Origin of the sequence: Mycobacterium sp. NPDC050551 (genome assembly GCF_040674075.1) — a bacterium.
Taxonomy (GTDB): Bacteria; Actinomycetota; Actinomycetes; order Mycobacteriales; family Mycobacteriaceae; genus Mycobacterium.
In genome coordinates, this window is sequence record NZ_JBFARC010000004.1 from 337,707 (window position 1) to 361,569 (window position 23,863).

At 69.4% G+C, this 23,863-nt stretch carries 21 protein-coding genes and 1 pseudogene; 9 read left to right on the forward strand and 13 right to left on the reverse strand.

What is annotated here, in order from left to right:
- The 4 genes from AB0K11_RS18150 to AB0K11_RS18165 all read right to left on the reverse strand — a co-directional run bounded on the left by AB0K11_RS18150 (position 1) and on the right by AB0K11_RS18165 (position 4,413).
- On the reverse strand, positions 1–1,266 hold the full coding sequence (locus tag AB0K11_RS18150) for an acyl-CoA dehydrogenase family protein (protein ID WP_364979500.1): 1,266 nt from the start codon (positions 1,264–1,266) through the stop codon (positions 1–3).
- Positions 1,263–2,405 (reverse strand): acyl-CoA dehydrogenase family protein, encoded by a 1,143-nt coding sequence (locus tag AB0K11_RS18155; RefSeq protein WP_364979503.1) that lies wholly within the window; start codon positions 2,403–2,405, stop codon positions 1,263–1,265. Before AB0K11_RS18155 ends, AB0K11_RS18150 begins: the two co-directional genes overlap by 4 nt.
- A 49-nt stretch (positions 2,406–2,454) precedes the next feature.
- Entirely contained in the window at positions 2,455–3,684 is a 1,230-nt protein-coding gene (locus AB0K11_RS18160; RefSeq protein ID WP_364979506.1) for an amidohydrolase family protein, read from the reverse strand.
- Between the two features lie 90 nt (positions 3,685–3,774).
- Positions 3,775–4,413 (reverse strand): TetR/AcrR family transcriptional regulator, encoded by a 639-nt coding sequence (locus AB0K11_RS18165; RefSeq protein ID WP_364979510.1) that lies wholly within the window; start codon positions 4,411–4,413, stop codon positions 3,775–3,777.
- Positions 4,414–4,556: 143 nt separating this feature from the next.
- Here AB0K11_RS18165 and AB0K11_RS18170 point away from each other — a divergent pair, with 143 nt between their 5' ends.
- Together AB0K11_RS18170 and AB0K11_RS18175 are read left to right on the forward strand one after the other, a co-directional pair.
- Positions 4,557–5,447 (forward strand): acyl-CoA thioesterase domain-containing protein, encoded by an 891-nt coding sequence (locus tag AB0K11_RS18170; RefSeq protein WP_364979513.1) that lies wholly within the window; start codon positions 4,557–4,559, stop codon positions 5,445–5,447.
- A gap of 40 nt (positions 5,448–5,487) precedes the next feature.
- Positions 5,488–7,224, forward strand: coding sequence for a glycoside hydrolase family 3 N-terminal domain-containing protein (locus AB0K11_RS18175; protein ID WP_364979516.1), 1,737 nt, complete (start codon positions 5,488–5,490; stop codon positions 7,222–7,224).
- An 11-nt stretch (positions 7,225–7,235) separates the two neighbouring features.
- On the opposite strand, the gene AB0K11_RS18180 is transcribed toward AB0K11_RS18175, so the two are convergent.
- The 3 genes from AB0K11_RS18180 to AB0K11_RS18190 are packed head-to-tail and all read right to left on the reverse strand — an operon-like array spanning position 7,236 to position 10,285.
- Entirely contained in the window at positions 7,236–7,772 is a 537-nt protein-coding gene (locus tag AB0K11_RS18180) for a DinB family protein (RefSeq protein WP_364979519.1), read from the reverse strand.
- Positions 7,765–9,411, reverse strand: coding sequence for a DUF885 domain-containing protein (locus AB0K11_RS18185; RefSeq protein WP_364979522.1), 1,647 nt, complete (start codon positions 9,409–9,411; stop codon positions 7,765–7,767). Before AB0K11_RS18185 ends, AB0K11_RS18180 begins: the two co-directional genes overlap by 8 nt.
- Positions 9,404–10,285 carry a neutral zinc metallopeptidase gene (locus AB0K11_RS18190; protein WP_364979525.1) on the reverse strand — a complete coding sequence of 294 codons (882 nt, stop codon included), beginning with the start codon at positions 10,283–10,285 and terminating at the stop codon, positions 9,404–9,406. Before AB0K11_RS18190 ends, AB0K11_RS18185 begins: the two co-directional genes overlap by 8 nt.
- A 73-nt stretch (positions 10,286–10,358) precedes the next feature.
- Between AB0K11_RS18190 and AB0K11_RS18195 the strand changes: the two genes are divergently transcribed.
- Positions 10,359–11,855, forward strand: a complete 1,497-nt coding sequence (locus tag AB0K11_RS18195; protein WP_364979528.1) for a carboxylesterase/lipase family protein — start codon at positions 10,359–10,361, stop codon at positions 11,853–11,855.
- Here AB0K11_RS18195 and AB0K11_RS18200 read toward each other — a convergent pair.
- A pseudogene (locus AB0K11_RS18200) lies at positions 11,852–12,351 on the reverse strand (SRPBCC family protein). The gene AB0K11_RS18195 and the pseudogene AB0K11_RS18200 sit on opposite strands and share 4 nt — an antisense overlap.
- A 25-nt stretch (positions 12,352–12,376) precedes the next feature.
- The gene (locus AB0K11_RS18205) at positions 12,377–13,264 is read right to left on the reverse strand and encodes an oxidoreductase (protein WP_364979531.1); all 888 of its coding nucleotides are present in this window, start codon (positions 13,262–13,264) and stop codon (positions 12,377–12,379) included.
- 76 nt (positions 13,265–13,340) lie between these two features.
- Here AB0K11_RS18205 and aspS point away from each other — a divergent pair, with 76 nt between their 5' ends.
- From aspS to AB0K11_RS18220, 3 genes are read left to right on the forward strand one after another with little or no spacing between them, the layout of a single operon-like run.
- Positions 13,341–15,116 (forward strand): aspartate--tRNA ligase, encoded by a 1,776-nt coding sequence (gene aspS / locus AB0K11_RS18210; RefSeq protein WP_364979534.1) that lies wholly within the window; start codon positions 13,341–13,343, stop codon positions 15,114–15,116.
- Complete coding sequence (locus tag AB0K11_RS18215; RefSeq protein ID WP_364979537.1) at positions 15,113–15,565, forward strand: nitroreductase family deazaflavin-dependent oxidoreductase; 453 nt, start codon at positions 15,113–15,115, stop codon at positions 15,563–15,565. The genes aspS and AB0K11_RS18215 overlap by 4 nt, the downstream gene beginning before the upstream one ends.
- Before the next feature lie 53 nt (positions 15,566–15,618).
- Positions 15,619–16,044, forward strand: a complete 426-nt coding sequence (locus tag AB0K11_RS18220) for a nitroreductase family deazaflavin-dependent oxidoreductase (protein ID WP_364980456.1) — start codon at positions 15,619–15,621, stop codon at positions 16,042–16,044.
- Between the two features lie 48 nt (positions 16,045–16,092).
- Here AB0K11_RS18220 and AB0K11_RS18225 read toward each other — a convergent pair whose 3' ends face one another.
- Positions 16,093–17,277 (reverse strand): thiolase family protein, encoded by a 1,185-nt coding sequence (locus tag AB0K11_RS18225; protein ID WP_364979540.1) that lies wholly within the window; start codon positions 17,275–17,277, stop codon positions 16,093–16,095.
- Between the two features lie 100 nt (positions 17,278–17,377).
- Here AB0K11_RS18225 and AB0K11_RS18230 point away from each other — a divergent pair, with 100 nt between their 5' ends.
- Both AB0K11_RS18230 and AB0K11_RS18235 read left to right on the forward strand, forming a co-directional pair.
- Positions 17,378–17,851, forward strand: coding sequence for a helix-turn-helix domain-containing protein (locus AB0K11_RS18230; RefSeq protein WP_364979543.1), 474 nt, complete (start codon positions 17,378–17,380; stop codon positions 17,849–17,851).
- A gap of 76 nt (positions 17,852–17,927) precedes the next feature.
- The gene (locus AB0K11_RS18235; RefSeq protein ID WP_364979546.1) at positions 17,928–18,878 is read left to right on the forward strand and encodes a DUF389 domain-containing protein; all 951 of its coding nucleotides are present in this window, start codon (positions 17,928–17,930) and stop codon (positions 18,876–18,878) included.
- Here the strand turns inward: AB0K11_RS18235 and AB0K11_RS18240 are convergent.
- Positions 18,875–19,558, reverse strand: a complete 684-nt coding sequence (locus tag AB0K11_RS18240) for a GAP family protein (protein WP_364979549.1) — start codon at positions 19,556–19,558, stop codon at positions 18,875–18,877. The genes AB0K11_RS18235 and AB0K11_RS18240 overlap by 4 nt on opposite strands.
- Before the next feature lie 226 nt (positions 19,559–19,784).
- Here AB0K11_RS18240 and AB0K11_RS18245 point away from each other — a divergent pair, with 226 nt between their 5' ends.
- The gene (locus AB0K11_RS18245; protein WP_364979552.1) at positions 19,785–21,014 is read left to right on the forward strand and encodes a hypothetical protein; all 1,230 of its coding nucleotides are present in this window, start codon (positions 19,785–19,787) and stop codon (positions 21,012–21,014) included.
- A 7-nt stretch (positions 21,015–21,021) separates the two neighbouring features.
- Here the strand turns inward: AB0K11_RS18245 and AB0K11_RS18250 are convergent, their stop codons facing one another.
- Together AB0K11_RS18250 and AB0K11_RS18255 are read right to left on the reverse strand one after the other, a co-directional pair.
- Positions 21,022–22,200 carry a serine hydrolase domain-containing protein gene (locus tag AB0K11_RS18250; protein WP_364980459.1) on the reverse strand — a complete coding sequence of 393 codons (1,179 nt, stop codon included), beginning with the start codon at positions 22,198–22,200 and terminating at the stop codon, positions 21,022–21,024.
- 88 nt (positions 22,201–22,288) lie between these two features.
- A complete protein-coding gene (locus AB0K11_RS18255) occupies positions 22,289–23,686 on the reverse strand; it encodes a condensation domain-containing protein (RefSeq protein ID WP_364979555.1) in 1,398 nt (465 codons plus the stop codon).
- Between the last annotated feature and the right edge of the window lie 177 nt (positions 23,687–23,863).

A 23,863-nucleotide genomic window follows, 5' to 3' on the forward strand; every position in this document is an offset into this window, starting at 1 on the left:
TCAGGCCTTGTTGCGCTTGACGTCCTTGAACGGTACGCCGCGGTCGGCGGCCTGTTCGCGGGGGAAGCCGAGCACCCGTTCGCCGATGATGTTGCGGGCGATCTCGGTGGTACCGCCGCCCAGCGACGCGGTCTGCCGCGACAGGTAGCGGTCGCCGTAGCGGATCAGCCGGTCGCCCGCGTCGACCACGCCGGCCGCGCCGGACAGCGCCACGGCCGTGTCGATCTCGAACTGGATCGACTCGGCGTGGGTGATCCGGATGATCGATCCGGCTGCCGGTGGCAGCGATCCGTCCAGCACTCCGTGGTAGACGTGGTCGATCAGCTGCTCCTGCACCGCGCGCCGCACCAGCGCCCGCCCGGCCATCTCGCGAGCGCGTTCGCTGTCGGCCTGGCCGGTCTCGGCCAGCAGCGCCCGGTAGTCGACCGGCTGATCGGTCACACCCTCCGGGCCGATGCCGCTGGCGAACTCCGAGCCACCGCCCACCGCGCGCCGCTCGTGGTAGAGCTGCCGGGAGGCGACCTCCCAGCCCTTGTTCACCTCGCCGACCACCGCGTCGTCACCGAGCTCGAGGTTGTCGAAGAACTCCTCGCAGAACTCGTCGCCGCCGTCGACCTGCTTGATGCGCCGCATCGTGATGCCCGGTGCGTCGAGCGGCACCATGAACATCGTCAGCCCTTCGTGCTTGGGCACGTTCCAGTCGGTGCGGGCCAGCAGCAGGCCGTAGTCCGCGGCGAAGGCACTGGTGCTCCACGTCTTGGCGCCGTTGATCACCCACGTGTCGCCCTTGCGGTCGGCCCGGGTGATCACCCCGGCGAGGTCGGATCCGCCGCTGGGTTCGGACAGCAGCTGCACCAGGATCTCGTCGCCACGGATCACCCCGGCGATGTGCGCACGCTTCTGCTCCTCGGTACCGGTGTCGAGGATCGTCGCCGCGCAGATCGTGAACGTCGGGGTGTTGAGGATGATCGGCAGCTCGTAGTCCTTGGACACCGCGTCGAACGCCCGCTGGTAGGCGATCGGGTAACCCAGGCCGCCGTACTCGCGCGGGAAGCAGATTCCGGCGAATCCGCCTGCGTGCAACTTCTTCTGGAGTTCCCGGGCCCGCAGCCACGGGGCCTCCTCGCCGCGGTCGGAGTCCGGCGGGTTCGCCGGGTCGATACGGGGCATGTTGTCGGCCAGCCAGGCCTTGGCCCTCGCCTTGAACTCCTCGACGGACTCGCCGACCGCCGGAGTCGCCTGATCCTGCGATGCGGTCTCGGTCATGACGCGGACTCCAGTTCCTCGGACAGCGCATACACGCGCAGGTTGTGGTCTTCGGGCGTGCCGAGCATCGACCGGTAGAGCGTGGCGCGGCGCAGATACAGGTGCAGGTCGTGTTCCCAGGTGACGCCGATGCCGCCGTGCAGCTGTACGGCGTGCTGGATCATCGGTGCGGCGTGTTCTCCGACATAGGATTTCGCCACGCTGACGGCGAACGCCGCGTCGGGGGAGCGGCCGGCCACCGCCGCGACGGCGGCGCGGGTGGCGGCCCGGCAGGCCTCCAGCCAGATCTTCAGGTCCGCGAAGCGGTGCTTGAGCGCCTGGTAGGACGCCAGCGGCCGGCCGAAGGAGTGCCGGTCGAAGGCCCACTGGATGGTGAAACCCACCACGGTGTCCAGGATCCCGACCACCTCGGCGCACTGCAGGATCTGCGCGACCTGAGTCTGCCGGTCGATCAGCGCAGCGGTGTCGGCCGCCGTCCCCACGGTCGCCGACTCGTCGACGGTGACGCCGTCGAACTCGACCCGTGCGTAGCGCTTCACCAGGTCGACCGAACGTTGCTCGGTGATCGAGACACCGGCCGCGTCGGTCGGTACCAGGAATTGCCGCAGATCGTCGCCGACGCGCGCGGTGACCAGCAGCACGGCGCTCTGGGCGCCCGCCTCCACCCGGTCCTTGACGCCGTCGATGCGGTAGCCGCCATCGGTCAGCATCGCCGTCACCTTGGCGTGCAACGGATTCCAGGATGTACCGGGCTCACAGACCGCCCACGACGCCACCGTCTCACCGGCGACCAGCGCTTCGATCAACTCGGCGTGGCGTTCGGAGTCGGATGCGTCGACGAGCCCGGCGAGCACCGTGCTGACCGGATGCAGCGGCCCCGGCGCGACGGTGCGGCCGATCTGTTCGGCGACCAGTGCGAGGTCCGCGACGCCGTCGCCCGACACGCTCCCGCCGCCGAGTTCCTCGGGAACCAGCAGGCTGGTCCAACCGAGCTCGGCGGCGCGACGCCACCACCCCGGGTCGAAGGAGGCGCCCTCGGCGTGCAGTTCCCGCACCCGGGTCAGCGACGCCTCCTTCTCCAGGAAGGCCTGCGCGGTGGAGGCGAACAGCATCTGTTCTGGACTTGCCACTTCGGTCATGAGATCCGTTCAGCCTTCGTGGGGATGGGTGGGGTGCTCAGCGCACGGGTCAGGCGATGACGAGCGCGGGCACGTCGGGCTTGAACACCTTCTTGTTCGGCACCTTGAACAGGTCGACCAGGTTGCCGCCCATCACCTTTCGGATGCCCTCTTCGTCGAGGCCCTGCGCCTCCAGGTCGCCGACCAGATTGATCGGGTCGGCAAGGCCCTCGGGGTGCGGCCAGTCGGAGCCGAAGATGACGCGGTCGATTCCGCAGAGTTCGCCCATCTTCTTGAAGTCGTCCTCCCAGAACGGCGCCACGTACACGCCGCGCCGGAACGCCTGGATCGGGTCCTCGGGGAACTCCTGCGGCATCTTCGAGTAGACGTCCTTGAACTGGTAGAACAGGTACGGCACCCAGGACGCGCCGTTCTCCACGGAGAGGATGCGCAGATCAGGGTTGCGGGTCAGTGCGCCGTGGCAGACCAGCGCCGCCATGGTGTCCTCGATGGGCCGCTTGCCCATCGAGACCATGCGGAACGCGGTCGGCTTGAACGGCAGGTACTCGTCGGCGGGCTCCCAGTCGTTCAGGTACTCCGCGTAGCCGCTGTCGGAGGCGTGCATGCACACCGGGATGCCGGCCTTGACGCAGGCGTCCCAGAACGGGTCGAACTCGGGCAGCCCCATCGAGCGGGTGCCGCGGTAGCCGGGCACCGGCGCCGGGCGCACCAGCACGGTCTTGGCGCCGCGCTCCAGACACCACTCGAGTTCTTCGAGTGCCCGGTCGACGACGCTCAGGTTGATGACCGGCGTGGAGAAGATCCGGTCCTCGTAGTTGAATTGCCACGTCTCGTACATCCACTGGTTGAGCGCGTGGATGATGTCGAGGATCGCGTCGGGGTCGTCCTTGAGCCGCTCCTCGACCAGGCTGGCCAGGGTCGGGAACATGATCGTGTAGTCCAGGCCGAGGCCGTCGAGCACCTCGAGGCGGGCCTCGGGGTTGCGGAACGCCGGGATGGCCTTCATCGGCTTGCCCATGATCTCGCGGAAGCTCTTGCCGCCGCTGCCGTGCCGGAAGTACTCCTCCTGGGCTCCGGGCTTGGCGACCACTTCGAACGTGGGGTTCGGGATGTAGTCGCTGATGTGGTTGCGCACGACGATCTTGGTGCGGCCCTTGACGTCGATGTAGTCGATGATGCCCTTGCGCTTGTCCGGCAGGAACTGCGTCAGCGCTTCCTGCGGCTCGTAGAAGTGGTTGTCAGCGTCGAACACGGGATATGACAGATCGCGTGAGGGCATGTCCGCCTCCTGGAAGTCTTGTTGGCTGCAAGTGGTAATGAAGTTACCACTTTCGGGCGGGTGACGAAACCGGCCTCAGGTGTAACGCCGTCAGGTGGCTCGACCTGACTGTGCGAGCAGGCTGCGCGAGCAGAAGTCGAAGATGTGCCCCCCTTCGATCGGCACGCCGTTCAGTTCGGCGCCCAGCACCCGCAAGCGCATGGCACCCAGCACGTTCTGCATGATCAGCGCCGCGGTGCTGTCGACGTCGACGTCGTCGCGGAACGCGCCTTCGGCGATCCCGCGGCCGATGATGTCGCCGATCAGCCGGTGCAGGGGCGACAGCACGCGGGCGTAGTCCTGCGGCAGGCTCTCGGAGAGATGGTCGTTGTAGAAGGTCAGGCCGCGGTTCACCCGGTCTTGTGTGCTGCTCTCGGCCGGCGTGCAGATCCGGTCGATCAGCACGCGCAGCGCCTCGACACCGTCCAGGCCGTCGGTCTGGGCCCGCCAGTGCTGGGTCGACTCGGCCATGATCCGCTCGATGAGCGCCAGCAGGAGCTCGTCCTTGGTGGAGAAGTGCTGGTAGAACGACCGCAGCGAGGTCTTGGACCGCTCCACCACCTCCAGCACGGTGAAGTCGGTGCGGCCCGTCTCGCCGAGGATGGTCAGCGCCGACTTCATGAACCGCGCGGCGCGCGCTTCGGAGTCGACCCGGCCCGGGGTCGCCGCCCGGCCGTTCGCGTTCGCCATGGGAGCACCCTTCCCGTCCGGCTGCAGCTGCGAGAATGACGTTACCGCTTTTGTAGAGGCTCGTGCGCCTTCCGGTTACTGTGTTCCTCGCACGAGGCCGACGGCGCACCGACGCGACATCACGGAACGAGGGGTCAAGACCTATGACGACGGAATCGACGGAGTCCGCGCAGGCGCAGTGGACGATCGGGATGCTGCTCGACCTGTTCGACGCCGAACCGGCCGGAGACAACCGGTTCACCGTGCAGACCGGTATCGCCGGAGTCGACGAACGCCAGGTCGTGGAGGGCACGCAGATCCTCGGCGCCGCGATCGTCGCTGCGGCCAAACGCTTCCCGGAGAAGTCGGTGCGTTCGGTGCACGCGGTTTTCGCCCGCGCGGTGCTCGTCGGCCCGCCGGTGGAACTCGAGATCGACGTGGTGGCCGAAGGCCGGTCGACGGCCACCGCCGTGGTGTCGGCGTCGCAGAACGGCAAGCGCGCCATCACGGTGACGGTGTTCACCGACGTGCCGTCAGGTGACGTCATCCGCCACCATCTGCCGCGTCCCGAGGTGGCAGGCCCCGACGACGCCAACGAGGCCTCGATGCCGATGACCGGCCGCCAGGTGCGGCTGGTCGACGTGCTGGACGTGAACAGCCCCGACGAGGTCGGCCCGCCGGAGCTCTACGCCTGGCTGCATTACGACCCGATCCCCGCCCGCGACGAGCTGGCCAAGGCGCTCATCGCGTATTTCACGGGCCACCTGGGCATTTCGACGACCATGCGGGCCCACGAGGGTATCGGTACCGCGCAGGCGCACCTGACGGTGTCCACCGCGCCGATGACCGCCACCGTCAGCTTCCACGAGCCGGTGCGCTGGGACGGGTGGCTGCTCTACTCCCACGAGAGCACCCAGGTGGGCGCGGGCATGTCCTATGTCCGCGGGGCCGTGCACACCGAGGCGGGCGAATTGCTGGCCTCCTTCAGCCAGGACGCGTTGATCCGACCGCTGCGGACCACCGACACCGGCATCGCCGAGCACTCCAGGCTGTAGCCGCTGGCACCGCTGCCGGACTTCCGGCACGCTGGATTCGGTGACCGACGGAGCAGACCTCGAACAGCGCGTCGACGACCTGCTCGCCCGGCTGCCGATCGGCGAGAAGGTCGCGCTGATGTTCCACACCATGGCCGTGATCAGTGATCCGGGCGACGGCTTCGAGGGGATGCCGCTGCCGTCCGTGCAGACGCTGCTCGACCTGGGGCTGACGCACTTCAACCTGCTGGGCCCCAGCCCGGACGGTCGCGAGTTCGCCGACTGGGCCAACGGTGTGCAACGCCGCGCTCTGCAGCGGCCGCACCGGATCCCGGTGACCTTCTCGACCGATCCACGGCACCACTTCACGGACAACCCGCTGGCACAGATGATGGCCGGGGCGTACTCCCGGTGGCCGGAACCGCTGGGGCTGGCGGCGATCGGGTCGGCGGAGCGGGTGCGCGAGTTCGCCGACATCGCCCGGCAGGAGTACCTGGCGGTCGGGCTGCGCGTCGCGCTGCACCCGCAGATCGACCTGGCCACCGAGGCCCGCTGGCCGCGCATCAACGCGACGTTCGGCGAGGACGCCGACCTGACGTCACTTCTGGCCGCAGCCTATGTCGCCGGACTGCAGGGGGATTCGCTGAACACCACGTCGGTGGCCGCGATGGTCAAGCACTTTCCCGGCGGCGGGCCGCAACGCGACGGCAAGGACCCGCACTTCGCATGGGGCCGGGAACAGGTCTACCCCGGCGGGGCGCGGGAGTACCACCTGCGGCCGTTCCGGTCCGCGCTGGCGGCCGGCGCGGCCGAGGTGATGCCGTACTACGGCATGCCGGTCGGAACCGACTGGGACGAAGTGGGTTTCGGCTTCAACCGGTCGGTGATCACCGGTGTGCTGCGCGACGAGCTCGGGTTCGACGGCGTGGTGTGCACCGACTGGGGTCTGATCACCGACAACCCCCGACTCGGCGACCTCGGCACGGCGCGGGCCTGGGGCGTCGAGCACCTCGACCGGCACGAGCGGATGCTCACGGTGCTCGATGCCGGCGTCGACCAGTTCGGCGGGGAGCACTGCACCGACGTCCTGCTGGACCTCGTCGCCGACGGCCGTGTCAGCGAAGCACGCATCGACCGGTCGGCGCGCCGGCTGCTGCGGGTGAAGGTCGCGCTCGGACTCTTCGACGAGCCGTTCGCCGACACCGAACACGCCGCCGTCACGGTCGGGCGTGCCGACTTCGTCGCCGCCGGGCGCCGTGCGCAGCAGGACGCGCTGACCCTGCTGACCAACGGCGCGGCGGGAAAACCGTTGCTGCCGTTGACACCCGGCATCCGGCTCTACGCCCCGGAGCTGTCGCCCGACGACGTCGGGGGCCGCGCCACCCTGGTCGCCGACCCGGAGCAGGCCGACGTCGCGCTGCTGCGGCTGGCCACGCCCTACGAGCCGGCCGGCGACGGCATCGCGGCGATGTTCCACCACGGCTCACTGGAGTTCGCCGCCGATGTGCTGCAGCAGGTCGACGACGTGTGCGCCGTCGTTCCCACCGTCGTCGACGTCTACCTGGAGCGGCCCGCCGTGCTCACGCCGATCGTCGATTCGGCGGGTGCGATCATCGCGAACTTCGGCGTCGCCGCCGACGCCCTGATCGAGGTGCTGTTCGGGGAGTCGGCGCCCCGCGGATCGCTGCCGTTCGACCTGCCGCGTTCGGACGCCGCGGTGGCGGCGAGCCGGACGGACGTCGCCTTCGACACGGCCGACCCGGTGTTCCGGTTCGGGCACGGCCTGCGCTACCGCTGAGGCGGCCGGCCTCAGCGTCCTGCGACGTCGACGTCGTACGCGTGGTGCACGACGTCGTGCAGGTGGTACACGGCGATCGAGGCGACGGTGAATTCGCTTCCGTTGCTGCGCAGACCGCGGCGCGACCAGCCGTCCGGCGGGACCGCGGCGTAGGTGTCGGCGACAATGACCGCGGCGTCGAAGAGTTCGCCCGCCACCACGGCCGGGCTCTGCGCGGCGTAGTCGTCGTCGCGTGCGGTCTGGTCCTGGTCCCAGTTGGGGAACAGTGGCTCGGTCTGGGTCAGCATCGACTGCACGCGGGTGTGAAAGATCCGGTGGACGTCGCGCACGTGACAGCCGTACTCGAGGGTGGACCACACCGCCGTCCTGCGCCGGATCGCCGCGTCGGCCGCCCCCAGCCGGCGCAGCCACTCGTCGGCATCCGAGCGGATGCGATCGGCGACGTCGAGATGCGATACGGCACCGGCGTCGAATCCGCATTCCGGGCAGGGCCGCGACAGCACCCAGGTCCAGTCCTTGGTGTCGGGTTCGAGCGCGCCGTCAGCCATCGGCGAAATCGCCTGACACCGCTGCGCTCAGCACGTCCAGCGGCAGGCCGCCGAGATCCAGTGCGCGACGATGGAATTCCTTGAGGTCGACTCCGCGCTCCAGCGTGGTGTCGCGCAGTCGTTGCCAGATCCGCTGACCGATCGCGTACGACGGCGCCTGCCCGGGCCAGCCAAGGTAGCGGTCGAGTTCGAAGCGCAGGTTCTCCTCGGCCATCGCGCTGTGGGACTGCAGGAAGTTCCATGCCCGTTCGGCGTCCCAGGTGCCGCCGTCGGGAGCGGTCATCCCGCAGTGCACGCCGATGTCGATGACGACGCGGGCGGCACGGAACCGTTGCGCGTCGAGCATGCCCATCCGGTTGCCGTCGTCGTCGAGCCAGCCGAGTTCGGCCATCAACCGCTCGGCGTAGAGCGCCCAGCCCTCGCCGTGGCCCGAGACGAAGCAGCCCAGCCTGCGCCAGCGGTTGAGCCTGTCGGCCAACACCACCGCGCGTCCGATCTGCAGGTGGTGCCCGGGAACACCCTCGTGGAAGACGGTCGTCGTCTCCTGCCAGGTGTGGAAGACGTCCACCCCCTGCGGGACGGACCACCACATCCGGCCCGGCCTGCTCAGATCCTCCGAGGGCCCGGTGTAGTAGATGCCGCCGGTGTGCGTCGGTGCGATCCGGCACTCCAGGTTGCGCAGCGCCGGGTCGATCTCGAAGTGGGCGCCCGCCAGCGACTCGACCGCCCGGTCCGAGAGGTCCTGCATCCACGCCTGCAGCGCGTCGGTGCCGTGCACCACGTACCGCGGCTCGTGTTCGAGCTGCCTCAGTGCGCCGGCCACCGACGACCCGGGATAGAGCCGGTCGGCGATCGACTTCTGTTCGGCCACAATGCTGTCGAGCAGCTTGAGTCCCCACTCGTAGGTCTCGTCGAAGTCGACCGCTGCGCCGAGGAAGCTCCGCGACCACAGCCGGTATCGGTCGCGGCCGACCGCGTCGTCCGGCTCGGCCTGCGGGGCGATGTCGTCGCCGAGCACCCGGGCCAGCTCGTGGTAGGCGTTCGCGGCGTTGGCGGCCGCCTGCTGCAGATCCTCGTACAGCGCGGCGCTCTGCGGCGCCGCGCCCGCGACCATGTCGACCAGCAGGTGCTGGATCCCCGCGGCCTGTTCGATGCCGCGCGCGACCTGGCGCACCGCGGGCGCGTGACCGCTCTCGGCAGCGGTGCGCAGGGCCTGCGCGTAACCGGCCACCCGGTCGGGAAGCCGGGCGAGGCGCCGGGCTATCAGCACCCAGTCGTCCTCGGTGTCGGTGGCCATCAGGTCGAACACGTCGCGCATGGACTGCAGCGGCGACGCGATCACGTTGAGCTCGCCGAGGTCGAGGCCGGCGTCGTTCAGGTCGATCAGCACGCCGAGGCGCTCCCGCATGGCGGCAATGGTCACCCGGTCGGCCTCGTCGACCGGCCTCACCCGGTCGAGCTCGCGCAGCGCGGCGCGGGCGGCCTCGGCGCGGGCGCTCACCCCGTCGGGGGAGTAGTCGGTGATGTCGTCGTCGTGGCCGACGATGCCCATTTCTGTTGCGGCGCAGGGATCCAGGGCTGCAACGGTGTCGAGGTAGCGTTCCGCGACGGCGTCGACGGCCGTGGCCGCCCTACCCAAGGTCGGTTGCGGCGAAGGTGTCGCAGGACGCCGGATCGCCGGTCCGGTAGCCCTCGGTGAACCACTTCTGCCGCTGCTCGGACGAGCCGTGCGTCCACGCCTCGGGGTTCACCCGGCCGGTGGCGGCCTCCTGGATGCGGTCGTCGCCGACGGCCGACGCCGCCGACAGGGCGTCGGCGATGTCCTTGTCGGTGAGGGGTTCCAGGTACGTCACATCGGTGCCCGGCTGCTTGGTGATGGCGGCGTAGTGCGCCCACACGCCGGCATAGCAGTCGGCCTGCAGTTCCGTGCGCACACCGCCGCCGGTCGCACCCTCGGGATCCTCCTGGGCCCGCACCAGCGAGCCCTGCAGCTGCTGGACGTGGTGGCCGAACTCGTGGGCGACGACATACTCCTGCGCCAACGGCCCACCGCTGGAACCGAACTGGTCCTTCAGCACGTCGAAGAACCCGACGTCGAAGTACGCCGTCTGGTCGCCGGGGCAGTAGAACGGTCCGACCTCGCTCGATGCCGCTCCGCAGGCGGTGTTGACCTGGCCGGTGAACAGCTTGACCCGCGGCCGGGTGTAGTCCGGCAGCAGCTGCGGCCAGATGCCGTCGAGGGAGTTCGCCGTCGCGATCACCCGGCACTCGGCGATGCGGTTGGCGTCGGCCCCGGTGCGGCACTGGCTCGTGTCGAAGCCCTCCGCTTCGGCGCCGGGTGCGCCCTGCTGCGGCATCACCGTGCTCGGGTCGACGCCGAGGAACAGCGCGACGACGAGCACGATCAAGCCCAGCCCACCGCCACCGACCGCGATGCCGCGGCCCGGGCCGCGACCCCCTCCGCCGGTGGATGTGGTGCTCGTGTCGATCTGCATACCTTCGTTGAAGGTCATCGCACACCTCATCTGTACTGGCCGAAATGCTCGGCGATACGCCGCGTTCAGCTTGCCACACTACGATTCAGGCGTGTCCGTCGTCGCCGAAGTGCCCACCGTCGCGCACACGACGCTCGGCAGGCTGCGCGGCACCACCGAGGGCGGCGTCGCCGTCTGGCGCGGGATCGAGTACGCCCGCCAGCCGGTCGGTGAGCGCAGATTCACCGCACCGCTGCCGCCGCAGCCGTGGACGGGGGTGCGCGACGCCGTCGAGCACGGACCGCTGCCGCCGCAGGGCAGGTCCTTCGTCGGCGGCGGCCGCGACGACCCGAAGATCCGCGACGAGGCCTGCCTGACGCTGACGGTGTGGTCGCCGGCCACCGGTGGCCGGCTGCCGGTGATGGTGTGGATCCCGGGCGGCGCGTTCGTCTACGGCGCCGGCCAGCTGCAGCTCTACAACGGGTCGCGGCTGGCCGCCAACGGCAACGTCGTCGTGGTCAACGTGACCTACCGGCTCGGCGTCTTCGGCGGCTTCGAACTGGGCGACCTGGGGCACGGCTTCGACGACAACCTGTGTCTGCGCGACCAGATCGCCGCGCTGCGCTGGGTCCGCGAGAACATCGCCGCGTTCGGCGGCGACCCCGACCATGTGACGGTGTTCGGCGAATCCGCGGGCGCCACCTCGGTGCTCGCGCTGCTGGCCAGCCCGGCCGCCGGCGGGTTGTTCCATCGCGCGATCGCCCAGAGCCCCGCACTGCCACTCATCGCCGACCGGGAGATCAGGGCCCGCCGGTCCGAGCGGTTCCTGCAGCTGGCTGGCGTCGCTCCGGATTCACTGAAAGCGTTGCCGCAGCGGCAGTTACGCCGCGCCGCGGGACAGCTGCAGCTGGAGAGCGCCGCCGAGAGTCCGACGCTCGCCTACGGGCTCACCCACGGTGTCGACCTGCTGCCGCAGCACCCGATCGACGCGGCACGGGCCGGCGCCGTCGCCCCGGTGCCGCTGATCATCGGCACCAACAGCCACGAGGCGTCGATGTTCGCCTGGGGCAAGCCGCCGATGCTGCCGACGACGGTGGCCGGCGTCGAGGCCTACCTGCGTCGCAGGCCGCCGGACGTGCGGGACCGGCTGCTGGCCGCCTACCCGGAGTTCCCCCGCCGCCGCGCGCTCATCGCCTTCGGCTCCGACGTCATGTTCGGCGCGCCGACGTGGGCGTTCGCCGACGCCTACAGTGCGCACGCGCCGACCTACGTCTACCGCTTCGACCACACCACCTGGACGCTGCGGGCACTGCGGCTCGGCGCCACCCACGGCAGCGAGATCGTGCACATCCAGCACAGCTACGCGTCGTACCTGGGTCGCAAGATCCATCCGCTGGGCAGGCGGGTGCAGCCGGCGGTGGGGCGGCGGATGCAGCGCACCTGGCTGGACTTCGCCACCCGCGGCTGGGCGCCGGGGCAGGTGTGGCGCGAGGACTGGCCGCGCTACGACGGCGAGCAGCGCCGTACGCGGGTGATCCGGTCCACCCGAGACGTCTCGGTCGACGACCCGGACGAGGTCCGGCGCAGCGCGTGGGCGGGGATGTACTAGCCGGCCGCCGGATACCGCTCGTCGGTGTAGCGGCGCAGGTTGTGCAGGAAGCGCTGGAACAGCCAACCCATGACGGGGCCGCCGAGCGTCATGCCGAGCCGCGCGGCGACGCCGTTCGGTTTCATCGCCATCACCCAGGTGAGGTGGCTGCCGCCGGGCGTCTGGACACCCGGTACTCCTCGGCGAACGCGGCGATGCTGCGGGTCGAAGCCTCGTTGAAGCGGAAGGCCAGGTGGCTGAACGGCGTCCAGGCCAGGAACTCCTCGTCGCCGACGATGCCGCCGCGCATCTCGACCCGGCGGGTGGTGCCCACGGCGCGGGGTTCGGGGCTGGTCCACGTCACGTTGGTGATCACGGTCGCCCACTGCGGCCAGGACGTCTCGTCGGCGAGCACCTCGAACACCTGCTCCGGGGTGATCGCGAGGTCGACGGTGCTGACGAAGCGGTACGGCGCCGTGTCGATGAACGTCAGGGGTACGCGCTCGCAGGGGAACATGGGCATACACCCTAGGGCACGGTGTCTAGCCGGGGCCGTCGCTGGCCGCGGCCAGCAGGGGCACCAGCACGTCGCTGACCGGCGTCGCCACCCCGTAGCCCAGCGCCTTGCGGGCGATCACGCCGTTGCGGATGTCCCACTCCAGCGGCCGGTGTGCCTCGCGGTCGGTCAGCATCGAGGTGGTGATGTCCGGAGGCGACTGCCGCAGCATCCCGAGGATCTCGTCGGCAACGCCGTCGCCGAGGGTCGCGCCGTCCGCGCGTGCCACCGCGAGGCACTCGTCGAGGTAGCGCCGCGCCAGCGCGTCGACGTCGTCGCGGCGGAACATCCCGGTCCGCCGGCCGGTGAGCACCATCAACCCGATGACGGCGTTGACCAGCAGCTTGTGCCAGGCGGCGGAGATGAAGTCCGGATCGAGCTCGACGGTCATCCCGGTGGGCCGCAGCAGGTCGGCCAGCGTCCCCGCCGCCTGGGTGTCGGGCAGCACCAGCCGCGCGTCGGTGCGCAGTCGAACCCAGCCCTGCGGCTGCACCTCGGCCGAGATCCACACCGCGGCGGGCACCACCGTCGCCGCCGGGCAGTACCGGCCCACCCGCTCGGTCTGCTCGACCCCGTTCTGCAGCGCGCAGACCACGGTGTTCTCGTCGGCCAGCCGGGCCAGCCAGTGGCCGGCCTGTTCGTTCTGGGTGTCCTTGACGGCCAGCAGCACGACGTCGACCGCCCCCTCGACGGCAGTGGGATCGGTGTGCACCGGCCCCGGCACGACGATCGGGTCCCGGTCGTCGCGGCGCACCTCGACGCCGTCACGGGCGCTGCGGCCGCACAGCAGCACCGGCTGGCCGGCGGCGTGCAGGTAGGAGGCGACGGTGGCGCCGATGGCCCCGGGACCGATGACCGCGACGCGTGTGCCCATACGCGCCAAGCTACCGACGCGAACGCCACCACTAGACTGTGGCGGTCGTCTTGTCAGGCAACCCCCAGGAGATTTCGTGCTGCGCAGTCATGCCGCCGGTTCGTTGCGGCCCGCCGACACCGGTCAGACGGTGACGCTGGCCGGCTGGGTGGCGCGCCGGCGCGACCACGGCGGCGTCATCTTCATCGATCTGCGCGACGCGTCCGGGGTGACCCAGGTGGTGTTCCGCGAGGCGGGGGTGCTCGAGGCGGCGCACCGGCTGCGGGCCGAGTTCTGCGTCGCGGTCGAGGGCGTGGTGGAGACCCGGCCCGAGGGAAACGCGAACGCCGAGATCGCGACCGGTGAGATCGAGGTGAACGCCACCTCGCTGACCGTGCTCAGCGAGAGCGCACCGCTGCCGTTCCAGCTCGACGAGGTCGCAGGCGAAGAGGCCCGGCTGCGGTACCGGTATCTCGACCTGCGCCGCGAGGGGCCGGGCCAGGCGATCCGGCTGCGGTCGCGGGTCAACGCCGCCGCGCGCGGGGTGCTCGCCGAGCACGACTTCGTCGAGATCGAGACGCCGACGATGACGCGGTCGACCCCGGAGGGCGCGCGCGACTTCCTGGTGCCTGCCCGGCTGCAGCCCGGCTCGTTCTACGCGCTGCCGCAGAGCCCGCAGCTGTTCAAGCAGCTGCTGATGGTGGCGGGCATGGAGCGCTACTACCAGATCGCCCGCTGCTACCGCGACGAGGACTTCCGGGCGGACCGGCAGCCGGAGTTCACCCAGCTCGACATGGAGATGAGTTTCGTCGACGCCGAGGACGTCATCGCGATCTCCGAGCAGGTGCTCCGCGCGCTGTGGGCGTTGATCGGCTATGACCTGCCGCTGCCGCTGCCGCGCATCACCTACGACGACGCGATGCGCCGCTTCGGCTCCGACAAGCCCGATCTGCGGTTCGACCTGGAACTGGTCGAGTGCACCGAGTACTTCGCCGACACGCCGTTCCGGGTCTTCCAGTCGCCCTACGTCGGTGCGGTGGTGATGCCGGGCGGCGCCTCGCAGCCTCGGCGGACGCTCGACGGCTGGCAGGAGTGGGCCAAGCAGCGCGGCGCCAAGGGGCTGGCCTACGTGCTGGTCGCCGAGGACGGCACCCTCGGCGGTCCGGTCGCCAAGAACCTCACCGACGCCGAGCGCGACGGCCTGGCCGCGCACGTCGGCGCGGCGCCGGGGGACTGCGTGTTCTTCGCCGCCGGAACCGCCCGCTCGGCGCGCGCCCTGCTCGGTGCGGCGCGCATCGAGATCGCCAAGCGCCTCGACATGATCGACCCGACCGCCTGGGCGTTCACCTGGGTGGTGGACTGGCCGTTGTTCGAGATGGCCGAAGAGGCAACGGCGGCAGGCGATGTCGCAGTCGGCTCAGGGGCGTGGACCGCCGTGCACCATGCCTTCACGGCGCCCAAGCCGGAGTCCGAGGCCACCTTCGACACCGATCCCGGCGCCGCCAAGGCCAACGCTTACGACATCGTCTGCAACGGCAACGAGATCGGCGGCGGGTCGATCCGTATCCACCGCCGCGACGTCCAGGAGCGGGTGTTCGCGATGATGGGCATCGACCACGACGAGGCGCAGGAGAAGTTCGGATTCCTCCTGGAGGCGTTCACCTTCGGCGCCCCGCCGCACGGTGGCATCGCGTTCGGCTGGGACCGCATCGTCGCACTGCTGGCGGGCACGGACTCGATCCGTGAGGTGATCGCGTTCCCGAAGTCCGGCGGCGGGGCCGACCCGCTGACCGGTGCCCCCGCGCCGATCACCGCCCAGCAGCGTCGGGAGTCGGGAATAGACGCCAAGCCGAAGAAGTCTGATCAACCATGAGCGACATCGACAAGAACAAGCTCGTCGCGGACACCGCGGCGCTCGACGACTTCAACAAGGCCATCGTCGAAGAGTTCCGTGCCAACGGCGGCAAGGTCGGCGGCCCCTTCCAGGGCGCCACCCTGCTGTTGCTGCACACCACCGGCGCCAAGAGCGGAAAGCCCCGGCTCTCGCCGCTGGCCTACCTGACGGTCGACGGCAGGATGCTGATCATCGGCTCCTACGCCGGTGCGCCGAAGGACCCGGCGTGGGTGCACAACCTTCGCGCCCATCCGCAGGCGCACATCGAGGTGGGCACCGAGGCCTATGACGTCGACGTGCGCGAGTTGCCCGCAGGCGAACGCGACGCGGCCTACCCGAAGATCGTCGAGCTGGCACCGGTGTTCGCCGACTATCAGGCCAAGACCGACCGGGTCATCCCGCTGTTCGAGCTGACCCGCCGGGAATAGATCTTCCGTCGCCGCGGTCGACTTGTGTCGTGACTGAGATCAACACAGAGAACATGGCAACCGACCGCGACGTGCTCGACGACGTCAACCGCAAGGTGGTCGAGGAGTTCCGCGCCAACGGCGGCAAGGTCGGCGGGCCGTTCGAGGGTTCCGACATCGTGCTGATGACCAATGTCGGCGCCAAGTCGGGGAAGCCGCGGGTGTCGCCGCTGGTGTACTTCGACGTCGACGGCCGGATCCTGATCGCCGGCTCCTTCGGCGGCGCACCGAAGGCTCCCGCGTGGGTGCACAACCTGCGGGCGAATCCGCGGGTGCACGTGGAGATCGGCACCGAGGCCTTCGACGCCGACGCCCACGAGCTGCCGCTGGACGAGCGCAACGCGCTGTACCCCCGCGTCGTCGAGCTGGCTCCGCAGTTCGGCGAGTATCAGGCCAAGACCGACCGGATCATCCCGCTCTTCGAGCTCGTCCGGGCGTGATTCGGGCGCGGTTTCGTTCGCTCGGGAAACGAAACCGCGCCGGAATCGCTACAACCGTTCGATGATCGTCGCGTTGGCCATGCCGCCGCCCTCACACATCGTCTGCAGGGCGTAGCGGCCGCCGCGCTGCTCGAGCGCGTTGACCATCGTGGTCATGATCCGGGCGCCGCTGGCCCCGAGCGGATGCCCGATCGCGATGGCGCCGCCGTTGACGTTCGTCTTCGACAGGTCGGCGCCGGTGTCGCGGGCCCAGGCCAGAACCACCGGCGCGAACGCCTCGTTCACCTCGAACAGGTCGATGTCGGCGAGCGTCAGGCCGGCGCGGGTCAACACCTTCTCGGTGGCCGGGATGACACCGGTGAGCATGTACAGCGGGTCGGAACCCACCACCGTCATCGAGTGGATGCGGGCCAGCGGCCGCAGGCCCAGCCGGTTGGCCGCCTCGGTGGTGGTGATCAGCACCGCGGCGCTGCCGTCGGACAGCGGCGAGGAGTTGCCCGGCGTGATCGACCACCCGATCTGCGGGAAGCGGGCCTCGTACGCCGGGTTGTAGAACGCGGGCTTGAGGCCGGCAAGTGTCTCCACGGTGGTGCCCGGCCGGATGATCTCGTCAGTGCTCAGCCCGGCGATCGGTGCCAGTTCGGCGTCGAACCGGCCCTCCTTGGTGGCGGTCGCTGCCTTCTCGTGGCTGCCTGCGGAGAACTCGTCGAGTTCGGTGCGCGACAGACCCCACTTGGCGGCGATCAGCTCCGCGCTGATGCCCTGGGGGACCAGCCCCTCGGGGTAGCGCGCGGCGAAGCCGGTCCCGAACGGGTCGCTGCCGGGCAGCACGCTCGAGCCCATCGGGGCGCGTGACATCGACTCCACACCGGCCGCGACGACGATGTCGTAGGCACCGGAGATGACGCCCTGGGCGGCGAAGTGGATGGCCTGCTGGCTGCTGCCGCACTGCCGGTCGATGGTGGTGCCGGGCAAGGTCTCGGGGAGGCCGGCGCCGAGCACCGCGTTGCGGGCGATGTTGACCGCCTGGTCGCCGACCTGTGTCACGGCGCCTGCGATCACGTCGTCGATCTCGGCGGGGTCGACGCCGGTGCGGGCGATCAGTTCCTTGAGGCTGTGGGCGAGCAGGTCGACGGGCAGCACGTCGTGCAGGGCGCCGCTGGCCTTGCCCTTGCCTACCGGGGTGCGCACGGCTCCGACGATGACGGCGTCCCGTCCTGCGAATCCAGTCATGTGAATGGCCTCCTGATGCTCAGCGCTGAGTATTCTGATGTGGACCCAGATATACCACCTGGGTATAGTTAGAACAACTCAGGGATGGGGTTTGATTCCAATGGCAGTGCTGCAGGGGCCGCTCGCCGATCGCGACGCCTGGTCGGCGGTGGGGGAATGCCCGATCGAGAAGACCATGGCCCTGCTGGGCACCAAGTCGGCGATGCTGATCATGCGCGAGGCCTATTACGGCACCACACGTTTCGACGATTTCTCCCGTCGGGTCGGCATCACCAAGGCCGCCACGTCGGCGCGGCTGTCCGAACTCGTCGACGCCGGCCTGCTCACCCGCCGCCCCTACCAGGTGCCGGGCCAGCGCAGCCGTGACGAGTACGTGCTGACCGACGCCGGCACCGATTTCATGCCGGTGGTCTGGTCGATGTTCGAGTGGGGCAGGCGCCACCTTCCGCAGCGCTCACGGGTGCGGTTGGTGCACGACGGCTGCGGCGCTGAGGCGACCGTGGCGGTGCGCTGTGCCGACGGCCATGACGTGCCGGCCGACGAACTGGCGGTACAGCTGCGTCGACGCGACTAGCCATCGGGACCCGGCCACGCCGCCCAACCGCCCATATGGCGATTGCGCAGAAGCGAAAGTGGTTAGTCTCACCGCCGTGCTGCATTTGCGGGTGATCTCACCGGCCGAGCGGCGTGATGCTGTGTTGGAGGTGCTTCGCAGCGAGCCAGGCGCTACCCATGTGGTGATCCACGTCGACGCGGCCGTGGAGCCGGCGGGGGACGAGATCACCGCCGACATCGCCCGCGAGTGCGCCAACGACGTGGTGGACCGGCTCAAGGACATGGGCGTGCAGCGCGACGGCGCCATCACGCTCGACGTCGTCGACACCGTGGTCTCGACCGCCGCCCACCAGGCCGAGAAGGACGCCGAGGGCGACCCGGCCGACGCCATCGTCTGGGACGAGCTCGCCGAGCGCACCCGCGACGAATCCCGGCTCAACGTCACCTTCCTCGCCTTCCTGTGCCTGGCGTGCCTGCTCGTGGCAGTGGGTGTGGTGACCGACTCCACGGTGACCCTGCTCGGCGGCATGGTGGTCGGCCCCGAGTTCGGGCCGCTGGCGGCGCTGGCCGTGGCCACTGTGCGGCGCAGGCGCAACATGGCGATCCGGGCCTCGATCGCGCTGGCGGTCGGATTCCCGGTGGCCATGCTCGTCACCGGCGGGGCCGTGCTGGCGGGAGAGGCGATCGGCTGGATCCCACTGGAGACCACCCGTCAGCTCCAGGAGGTCGACTACATCTTCCGGGTGGGGCCGCTGTCCCTGGTGGTGGCGCTGCTCGCCGGGGCGGCCGGGATGCTGTCACTGGTGTCCTCGAAGTCTGCGGCCCTGGTAGGGGTGTTCATCTCGGTCACCACCGTGCCCGCCGCGGGGTTCGCGGTGGTCGCCGCGACGGTCGGGGAGTGGGACGTCGCCGCGAAATCGGCTCTGCAGCTGCTGCTGAACCTGGTGGGGATCGTGGTCGCGGGCATCCTGGTGCTCTGGCTGCACCAGCATCTGCACCGCCGTCGCGCGGCCGCGCGGCACACCCAGTCCGATTCCGCGCGCTAGAGGTGGCGCACGCCGGCTATGACGAAGTAGAGGCCGACAACGACCGCGAGCGTGGACAACACCGCCCGCCGGTGGGCGCCCATCCAGTCGTACACCTGGCTCACGCGTCGTCGCGTGGCGGCAGGCGCCACCGAGAAGCTGACGACGGGTAGCAGTGCCGCCGCGAACCCGAGCACGTTGAACACGATCAGGGCGGCGGCCTTGACTGGCGTCGTCGCGCCCGAGGACAGCACCGCGGCCAAGGCTGCGAGGTAGTAGGGCGTCGGGAACCCCATGCAGATTCCGAGGAACCAGCCCAGCCACGCCGCATCGCTGCGCAGGCCGGTCCGGAACCGGTGCGGCAACCGGGCGAATCCCGGAAGGCGCTCGATCGCCGACGCCTGCGCTCGATCGGGGCCCTGCGGCACCGTCGTTCGCACCGGAGTTGCCCTGCGCGCCATCAAGATCACCGCGATCAGCAATGCGACCACGCCGATCGCGATCTCGAACTCGCCCGGAAGCGCCGGATCCGCACGGTTGTCCACCCTGCCGAGCACGAAGAGGACCACCGTGCCGACCGCGACATTGACCGTGACGCCGACCGCGGCGAACGGCACCAGCAGAGGCACCGGTCGGGGGCGGCTCAGCATGTAGGCGACCATGCCGACCCGCACCGGGTCGGCACCGGCCAGGACGCCCATCAGGAGCACCGTCGCCCACATCCGCCGAAGACGTCCTTTCCTTTTGCCTCACAATTGCGGGGCAATGCGCATTTTCACGGAGAATGTGACGCCGCACCGAATGGACTACCATACCCCGGTGGACAATCGCCTCGCGTACATCGATCAGGCGTCATTTCTCGGTTTGCGAGCCCTCGGTCACGCACCGCTCGGACAGTGTACGTGGATTTATGAGCGTGCCATTGACATGGCGGCGATCCAGGAATTCCACCGCAACCTGGGAACCGGATTGTTGGGCCGACGAATCGAGCGTTCGCCGCTGCGGTTCGCGCGGCACCGGTGGGTGCGCTGGCCCGGTCCCGGTCTCGATGTCGCCGCACCGCGGCCCCGCGCAGATGTCAGCGCCTGGGCGAACGAGCGCGCACGACACCCTCTTGACCCGGAGTGCGGACCGGGCGGTTGGCATCTCGGCGTGCTGCCCCTGGTCGAGGGGGGAGCGGCGGTCAGCCTGGTGGTGTCCCACAGCCTCGCCGACGGTCTCGGAATCTGCCTGGCGGTCGCGGATGCGGTCGAGGGAAGAGTCCGCGACCTCGGCTACCCGGCACCGCATGCGCGCGCGCGTCGGAAGGCGGTCAGCGAAGATGCCCGGCTCACCGCGCGGGAAGTGCCCGAGATGGCGCGGGCGGTGGCCGCCGCGGTGCGCGCCGGACGCGCCAACCGTGCCGGCCTCAAGTCGTCGGTCGCCGCGGCGCCGCCCGCACCTCGGCGGTCGGGCGGCAGGGGCGACGACGTCGTCGACGTCCCCACCGTGACGGTGTTCGTCGATCAGGACGAATGGGACTCGCGGGCAGCACAATTGGGCGGCACCAGTAACTCGCTCTTCAGCGGCGTGGCATGCAGGCTCGGGGTCCGCCTCGGGCGGGTGCGGCCCGACGGCGCGGTCACCCTGTCCTTCCCCGTCAGTGAGCGAACCGAGGGCGACACCCGCGCCAACGCCCTCACGTCCGCAGTGGTGGCGGTCGACCCTACCGGCGCCGCGCAGCACCTCGGCACGGTCCGTGCTGCGATCAAGGCGGCGCTCGTCGACCTCGCGGCGACGCCCAACGAACTGCTCGGGCCGCTGCCGCTGACGCCACTCGTTCCGCGACGACTGGCCCGGCGGCTGGCCGGGGTGGCGCTGGGCAACACCGACCTGCCGATCGGCTGCTCGAACATGGGCGAGATGGAGCCTGCGGTCAATCGGCCCGACGGCACCGACGCCGACTTCATGTCCGTTAGGTTGGTCGAGCCGGGCATCACCCGGCGCACGCTCGACGCAATGGGCGGCCAGCTGTTCCTTGCCTCCGGGCGCGCCGGCGGCAGGGTCTTCCTCGCGGTGGTCGCCTACTCCAGCGGTCGGCAGAATTCCGAGGAGATATTGCGCGACACGGTCCTCGAAACGCTCGCCGAATTCGAATTGACGGCCGTCGTCCAATAAAGAGATTTCAGGGCAGCGGAATTCCGAGTGTCTCGTATACCGCATTGATCAGCGAGACGCTGCGCGGGTCGGCACTGGCCTTGGTCGCGTCGAATTGGTTCATCACGTAGGAATAGCCGATGCGGTGCTCCAGGTCGACGAATGCATAGGATCCGCCCGACCCGCCGTGTCCGAAGATGTTCGGGTTCGGTCCGGCCACACACCGCTGATTGAGCATGTAGCCCAGGCCCCAGCCGTGCTCGGCCACCCGCGGACCCAGGCACAGGTCAGGATCAAAGCCGCCCTGGGACACCCGGGCCAGGTTCATGTGCTCGCGCGACAACAACTTCTCCTGCGCGAGCGCGTTGTAGAACGTCGCCATCCCCAGCGCCGAGACGTGGCCGTTGGTCCCGGGGAACTCCAGGGTCCGCCACAGGTCGATGTCGGTGCGGGCGATCTCGTCGTCGGGCACGAAGTCGGCCGCGACGGATGCGGCCGTCATCGGATGGTCGGCCAGGGTGCTGGCCTCGCGGGGTAGCGACGCGAAGATCTGGCTCACGTACGGCTTGTTGACCATCTCCGCGCACCGGTGGTGCTCGACGGCAGGCAGGCCGATGTGCACGTCGGCGCCCAACGGCTCGGCGATCTCGGTGCGCAGATACTGGCCGATGGTGCGGCCGGTGACCCGGCGGACCACTTCGCCGAGGATGAACCCGAAGCTGACCATGTGATAGCCCTGCGCGGTGCCCGGCTCCCACCACGGCTCGGCGGCGGCCAGCTGCTCACAGACGGCTTCCCAGTCCGCGGCCTCCGACGGCGAGAGTCGCCTACGCGGGCCGATCACTCCGGAACGGTGGCCGAGCACCATGCCGAGCGTGATCGCTTCTTTTCCCGCCTGTCCGAATTCCGGCCAGTAATCGGCGACCGGCTTGTCCAACCGGAGTTCCCCGCGGTCTGCCAGCAAATGAATGCAGGTACTGGTGAGACCTTTGGTACCGGAATAGACCGCCGCCAGAGTGTCCTCGCGCCATGGCCGTGTCCGCTCCTCATCGGCCCATCCGCCCCACAGTTTGACCACCAGATCACCGTCGACCCAGACCGCCACCGCGGCGCCGACCTCGTCGTTGTCGGTGAAATTCCGGTCGAACGCATCATGGACTTGTTCGAATTGCGTATTGCATTTTCCATTGATACGGACATCGGCCATGACGGTCATGGGTCTCCACAAGGCGAATTGTTGCAGTCGGCCCGAGAGACCTCGGGTCGACTACCTGATATGGACGGTCGTAAATGAGCTAGACGGGGACTTCCACACCGGCAGCGATGCGGGTGTATACGGCTCGAATGGCGTCGATGTATCGCGCGACCGAATTGCGCGCCACCGCATTGTCGGGAAAGGAAAGAGTGAGCGTGGTCTCGGTGGCGAAGCGATTGACCCACATACACACCTGATCGGACAATCGGCTGTCGCCGTATATGCCGACATTGAGGGCGTCCCATTGGTCGGTCATCGGGATCTTGCGGGCGTCGATGATCGACAGCAGCGGCACCGCGCGGGTGGGCAGGCGCAGGCCTGCAGATTCCGCGTTCGCCAACTCCACCGCCCGCGCGAACGGCACGCTCGCCAGCTCCTTGCCCCGGTCGAACGACTCCTGCGCGCTGCGCGCGGCCTCGGCGAACGACACCCCGTCGACCGGCACCGTGACCGGCATGATGGTCGCGTACCAGCCCGCGGAGATGAACTCCGCCGGGGTGCTGCGCATGTCGTAGGGGGTGAGACCGCAGTAGGTCGCCACACCGGTGAGATCGCGTTCGGCCAACGCCGCACAGGCGAACACCCCACCGCTGAAGCGGACGCCGGCCGCCTCGCACGCGGCGTCGAATCGCTCGGCCTGCTCCGCGTCCATCAAAGGCACGACGGTCATCCCTCCCCGGCACGGTACCGTCGAATCCCCGAGCGGCAGCGGGAAATCAGGCAGCGTTCCACCGTTGTTGGCGGCGAAGGCGCGCCAGCCGCGAATCTGCGGTGACTCGATGTCCAGCGACATCGCGTGCCTGCGTTCGCGGATGCAGTAGTCGGTGTAGTCGGCGGGGGCGCCGAACTCCACGGGCATGCCCTGCAGCAAGCCGGCGTAACGCAGTTGGATCTCCATGAACACCACGCCCGCCGACATGCCGTCGGTCACGGAGTGATCGACGCTCATGTACACGGTGAAGTGGTCGGCGCGCTGGATCACGCCGAAGGTGAAGCACCCCCACCGGTCCGGATCCGGAGTGGTGTCGAGCAGGTGGGCACGCAGTTCGTCCGTCGTCTTCTCGCCGTACTCGGCGGGTGCGAGCTCGATCTCTTCGGGGTCGGCGATCGACCGGCGAACCACGTCGTCGGCGGCGGTGAATTCGAACCAGCTGTGATAGGCGCTGTGCCGCCGGATGTGGAAAGTCACGGCGTCGGTCATGGCCGCGACATCGCACGTGCCGGGAAGATCCCAGGTGCCGAACAGCAACCGGGCCATATCGAGCCCGCGTGCATTGTGCGCCCGGAATTCGCGCAGGTGTTGCTCCTGCTGATAGCTCGCCGGCGCACTATTGACCGGCGCCGTACGAGCCATTTCCTGCGACGCGGCAGTGACGTGCCACGTGACTACCGCTCCCGGCGCGGGAGACCAATCGTGAATTGTGCCAAAAGCGACCATACGTCCTCATCGTGAGAAATCGCCCGCCGCCGTTGGCGTGCCTCGAACGGTGGCCAAAGTAACACCGGTTTGATCGCCGGATTCACCTACGAGGCGGGTAGGTGACGTAGATCACAAGTTGTCTAAAACATTCATAAGTGCAGGTAAATGCTGTCCATTAGTTTGCCGTGTTTCGAC

Bases quoted from the DNA above. Each gene is read 5' to 3' on its own strand.
- AB0K11_RS18150 (WP_364979500.1), bottom strand. From the start codon at position 1,266: ATGACCGAGACCGCATCGCAGGATCAGGCGACTCCGGCGGTCGGCGAG.
- AB0K11_RS18155 (WP_364979503.1), bottom strand. From the start codon at position 2,405: ATGACCGAAGTGGCAAGTCCAGAACAGATGCTGTTCGCCTCCACCGCG.
- AB0K11_RS18160 (WP_364979506.1), bottom strand. From the start codon at position 3,684: ATGCCCTCACGCGATCTGTCATATCCCGTGTTCGACGCTGACAACCAC.
- AB0K11_RS18165 (WP_364979510.1), bottom strand. From the start codon at position 4,413: ATGGCGAACGCGAACGGCCGGGCGGCGACCCCGGGCCGGGTCGACTCC.
- AB0K11_RS18170 (WP_364979513.1), top strand. From the start codon at position 4,557: ATGACGACGGAATCGACGGAGTCCGCGCAGGCGCAGTGGACGATCGGG.
- AB0K11_RS18180 (WP_364979519.1), bottom strand. From the start codon at position 7,772: ATGGCTGACGGCGCGCTCGAACCCGACACCAAGGACTGGACCTGGGTG.
- AB0K11_RS18190 (WP_364979525.1), bottom strand. From the start codon at position 10,285: ATGACCTTCAACGAAGGTATGCAGATCGACACGAGCACCACATCCACC.
- AB0K11_RS18205 (WP_364979531.1), bottom strand. From the start codon at position 13,264: ATGGGCACACGCGTCGCGGTCATCGGTCCCGGGGCCATCGGCGCCACC.
- AB0K11_RS18215 (WP_364979537.1), top strand. From the start codon at position 15,113: ATGAGCGACATCGACAAGAACAAGCTCGTCGCGGACACCGCGGCGCTC.
- AB0K11_RS18220 (WP_364980456.1), top strand. From the start codon at position 15,619: ATGGCAACCGACCGCGACGTGCTCGACGACGTCAACCGCAAGGTGGTC.
- AB0K11_RS18225 (WP_364979540.1), bottom strand. From the start codon at position 17,277: ATGACTGGATTCGCAGGACGGGACGCCGTCATCGTCGGAGCCGTGCGC.
- AB0K11_RS18230 (WP_364979543.1), top strand. From the start codon at position 17,378: ATGGCAGTGCTGCAGGGGCCGCTCGCCGATCGCGACGCCTGGTCGGCG.
- AB0K11_RS18240 (WP_364979549.1), bottom strand. From the start codon at position 19,558: ATGGGCGTCCTGGCCGGTGCCGACCCGGTGCGGGTCGGCATGGTCGCC.
- AB0K11_RS18245 (WP_364979552.1), top strand. From the start codon at position 19,785: ATGGCGGCGATCCAGGAATTCCACCGCAACCTGGGAACCGGATTGTTG.
- AB0K11_RS18250 (WP_364980459.1), bottom strand. From the start codon at position 22,200: ATGGCCGATGTCCGTATCAATGGAAAATGCAATACGCAATTCGAACAA.
- AB0K11_RS18255 (WP_364979555.1), bottom strand. From the start codon at position 23,686: ATGGTCGCTTTTGGCACAATTCACGATTGGTCTCCCGCGCCGGGAGCG.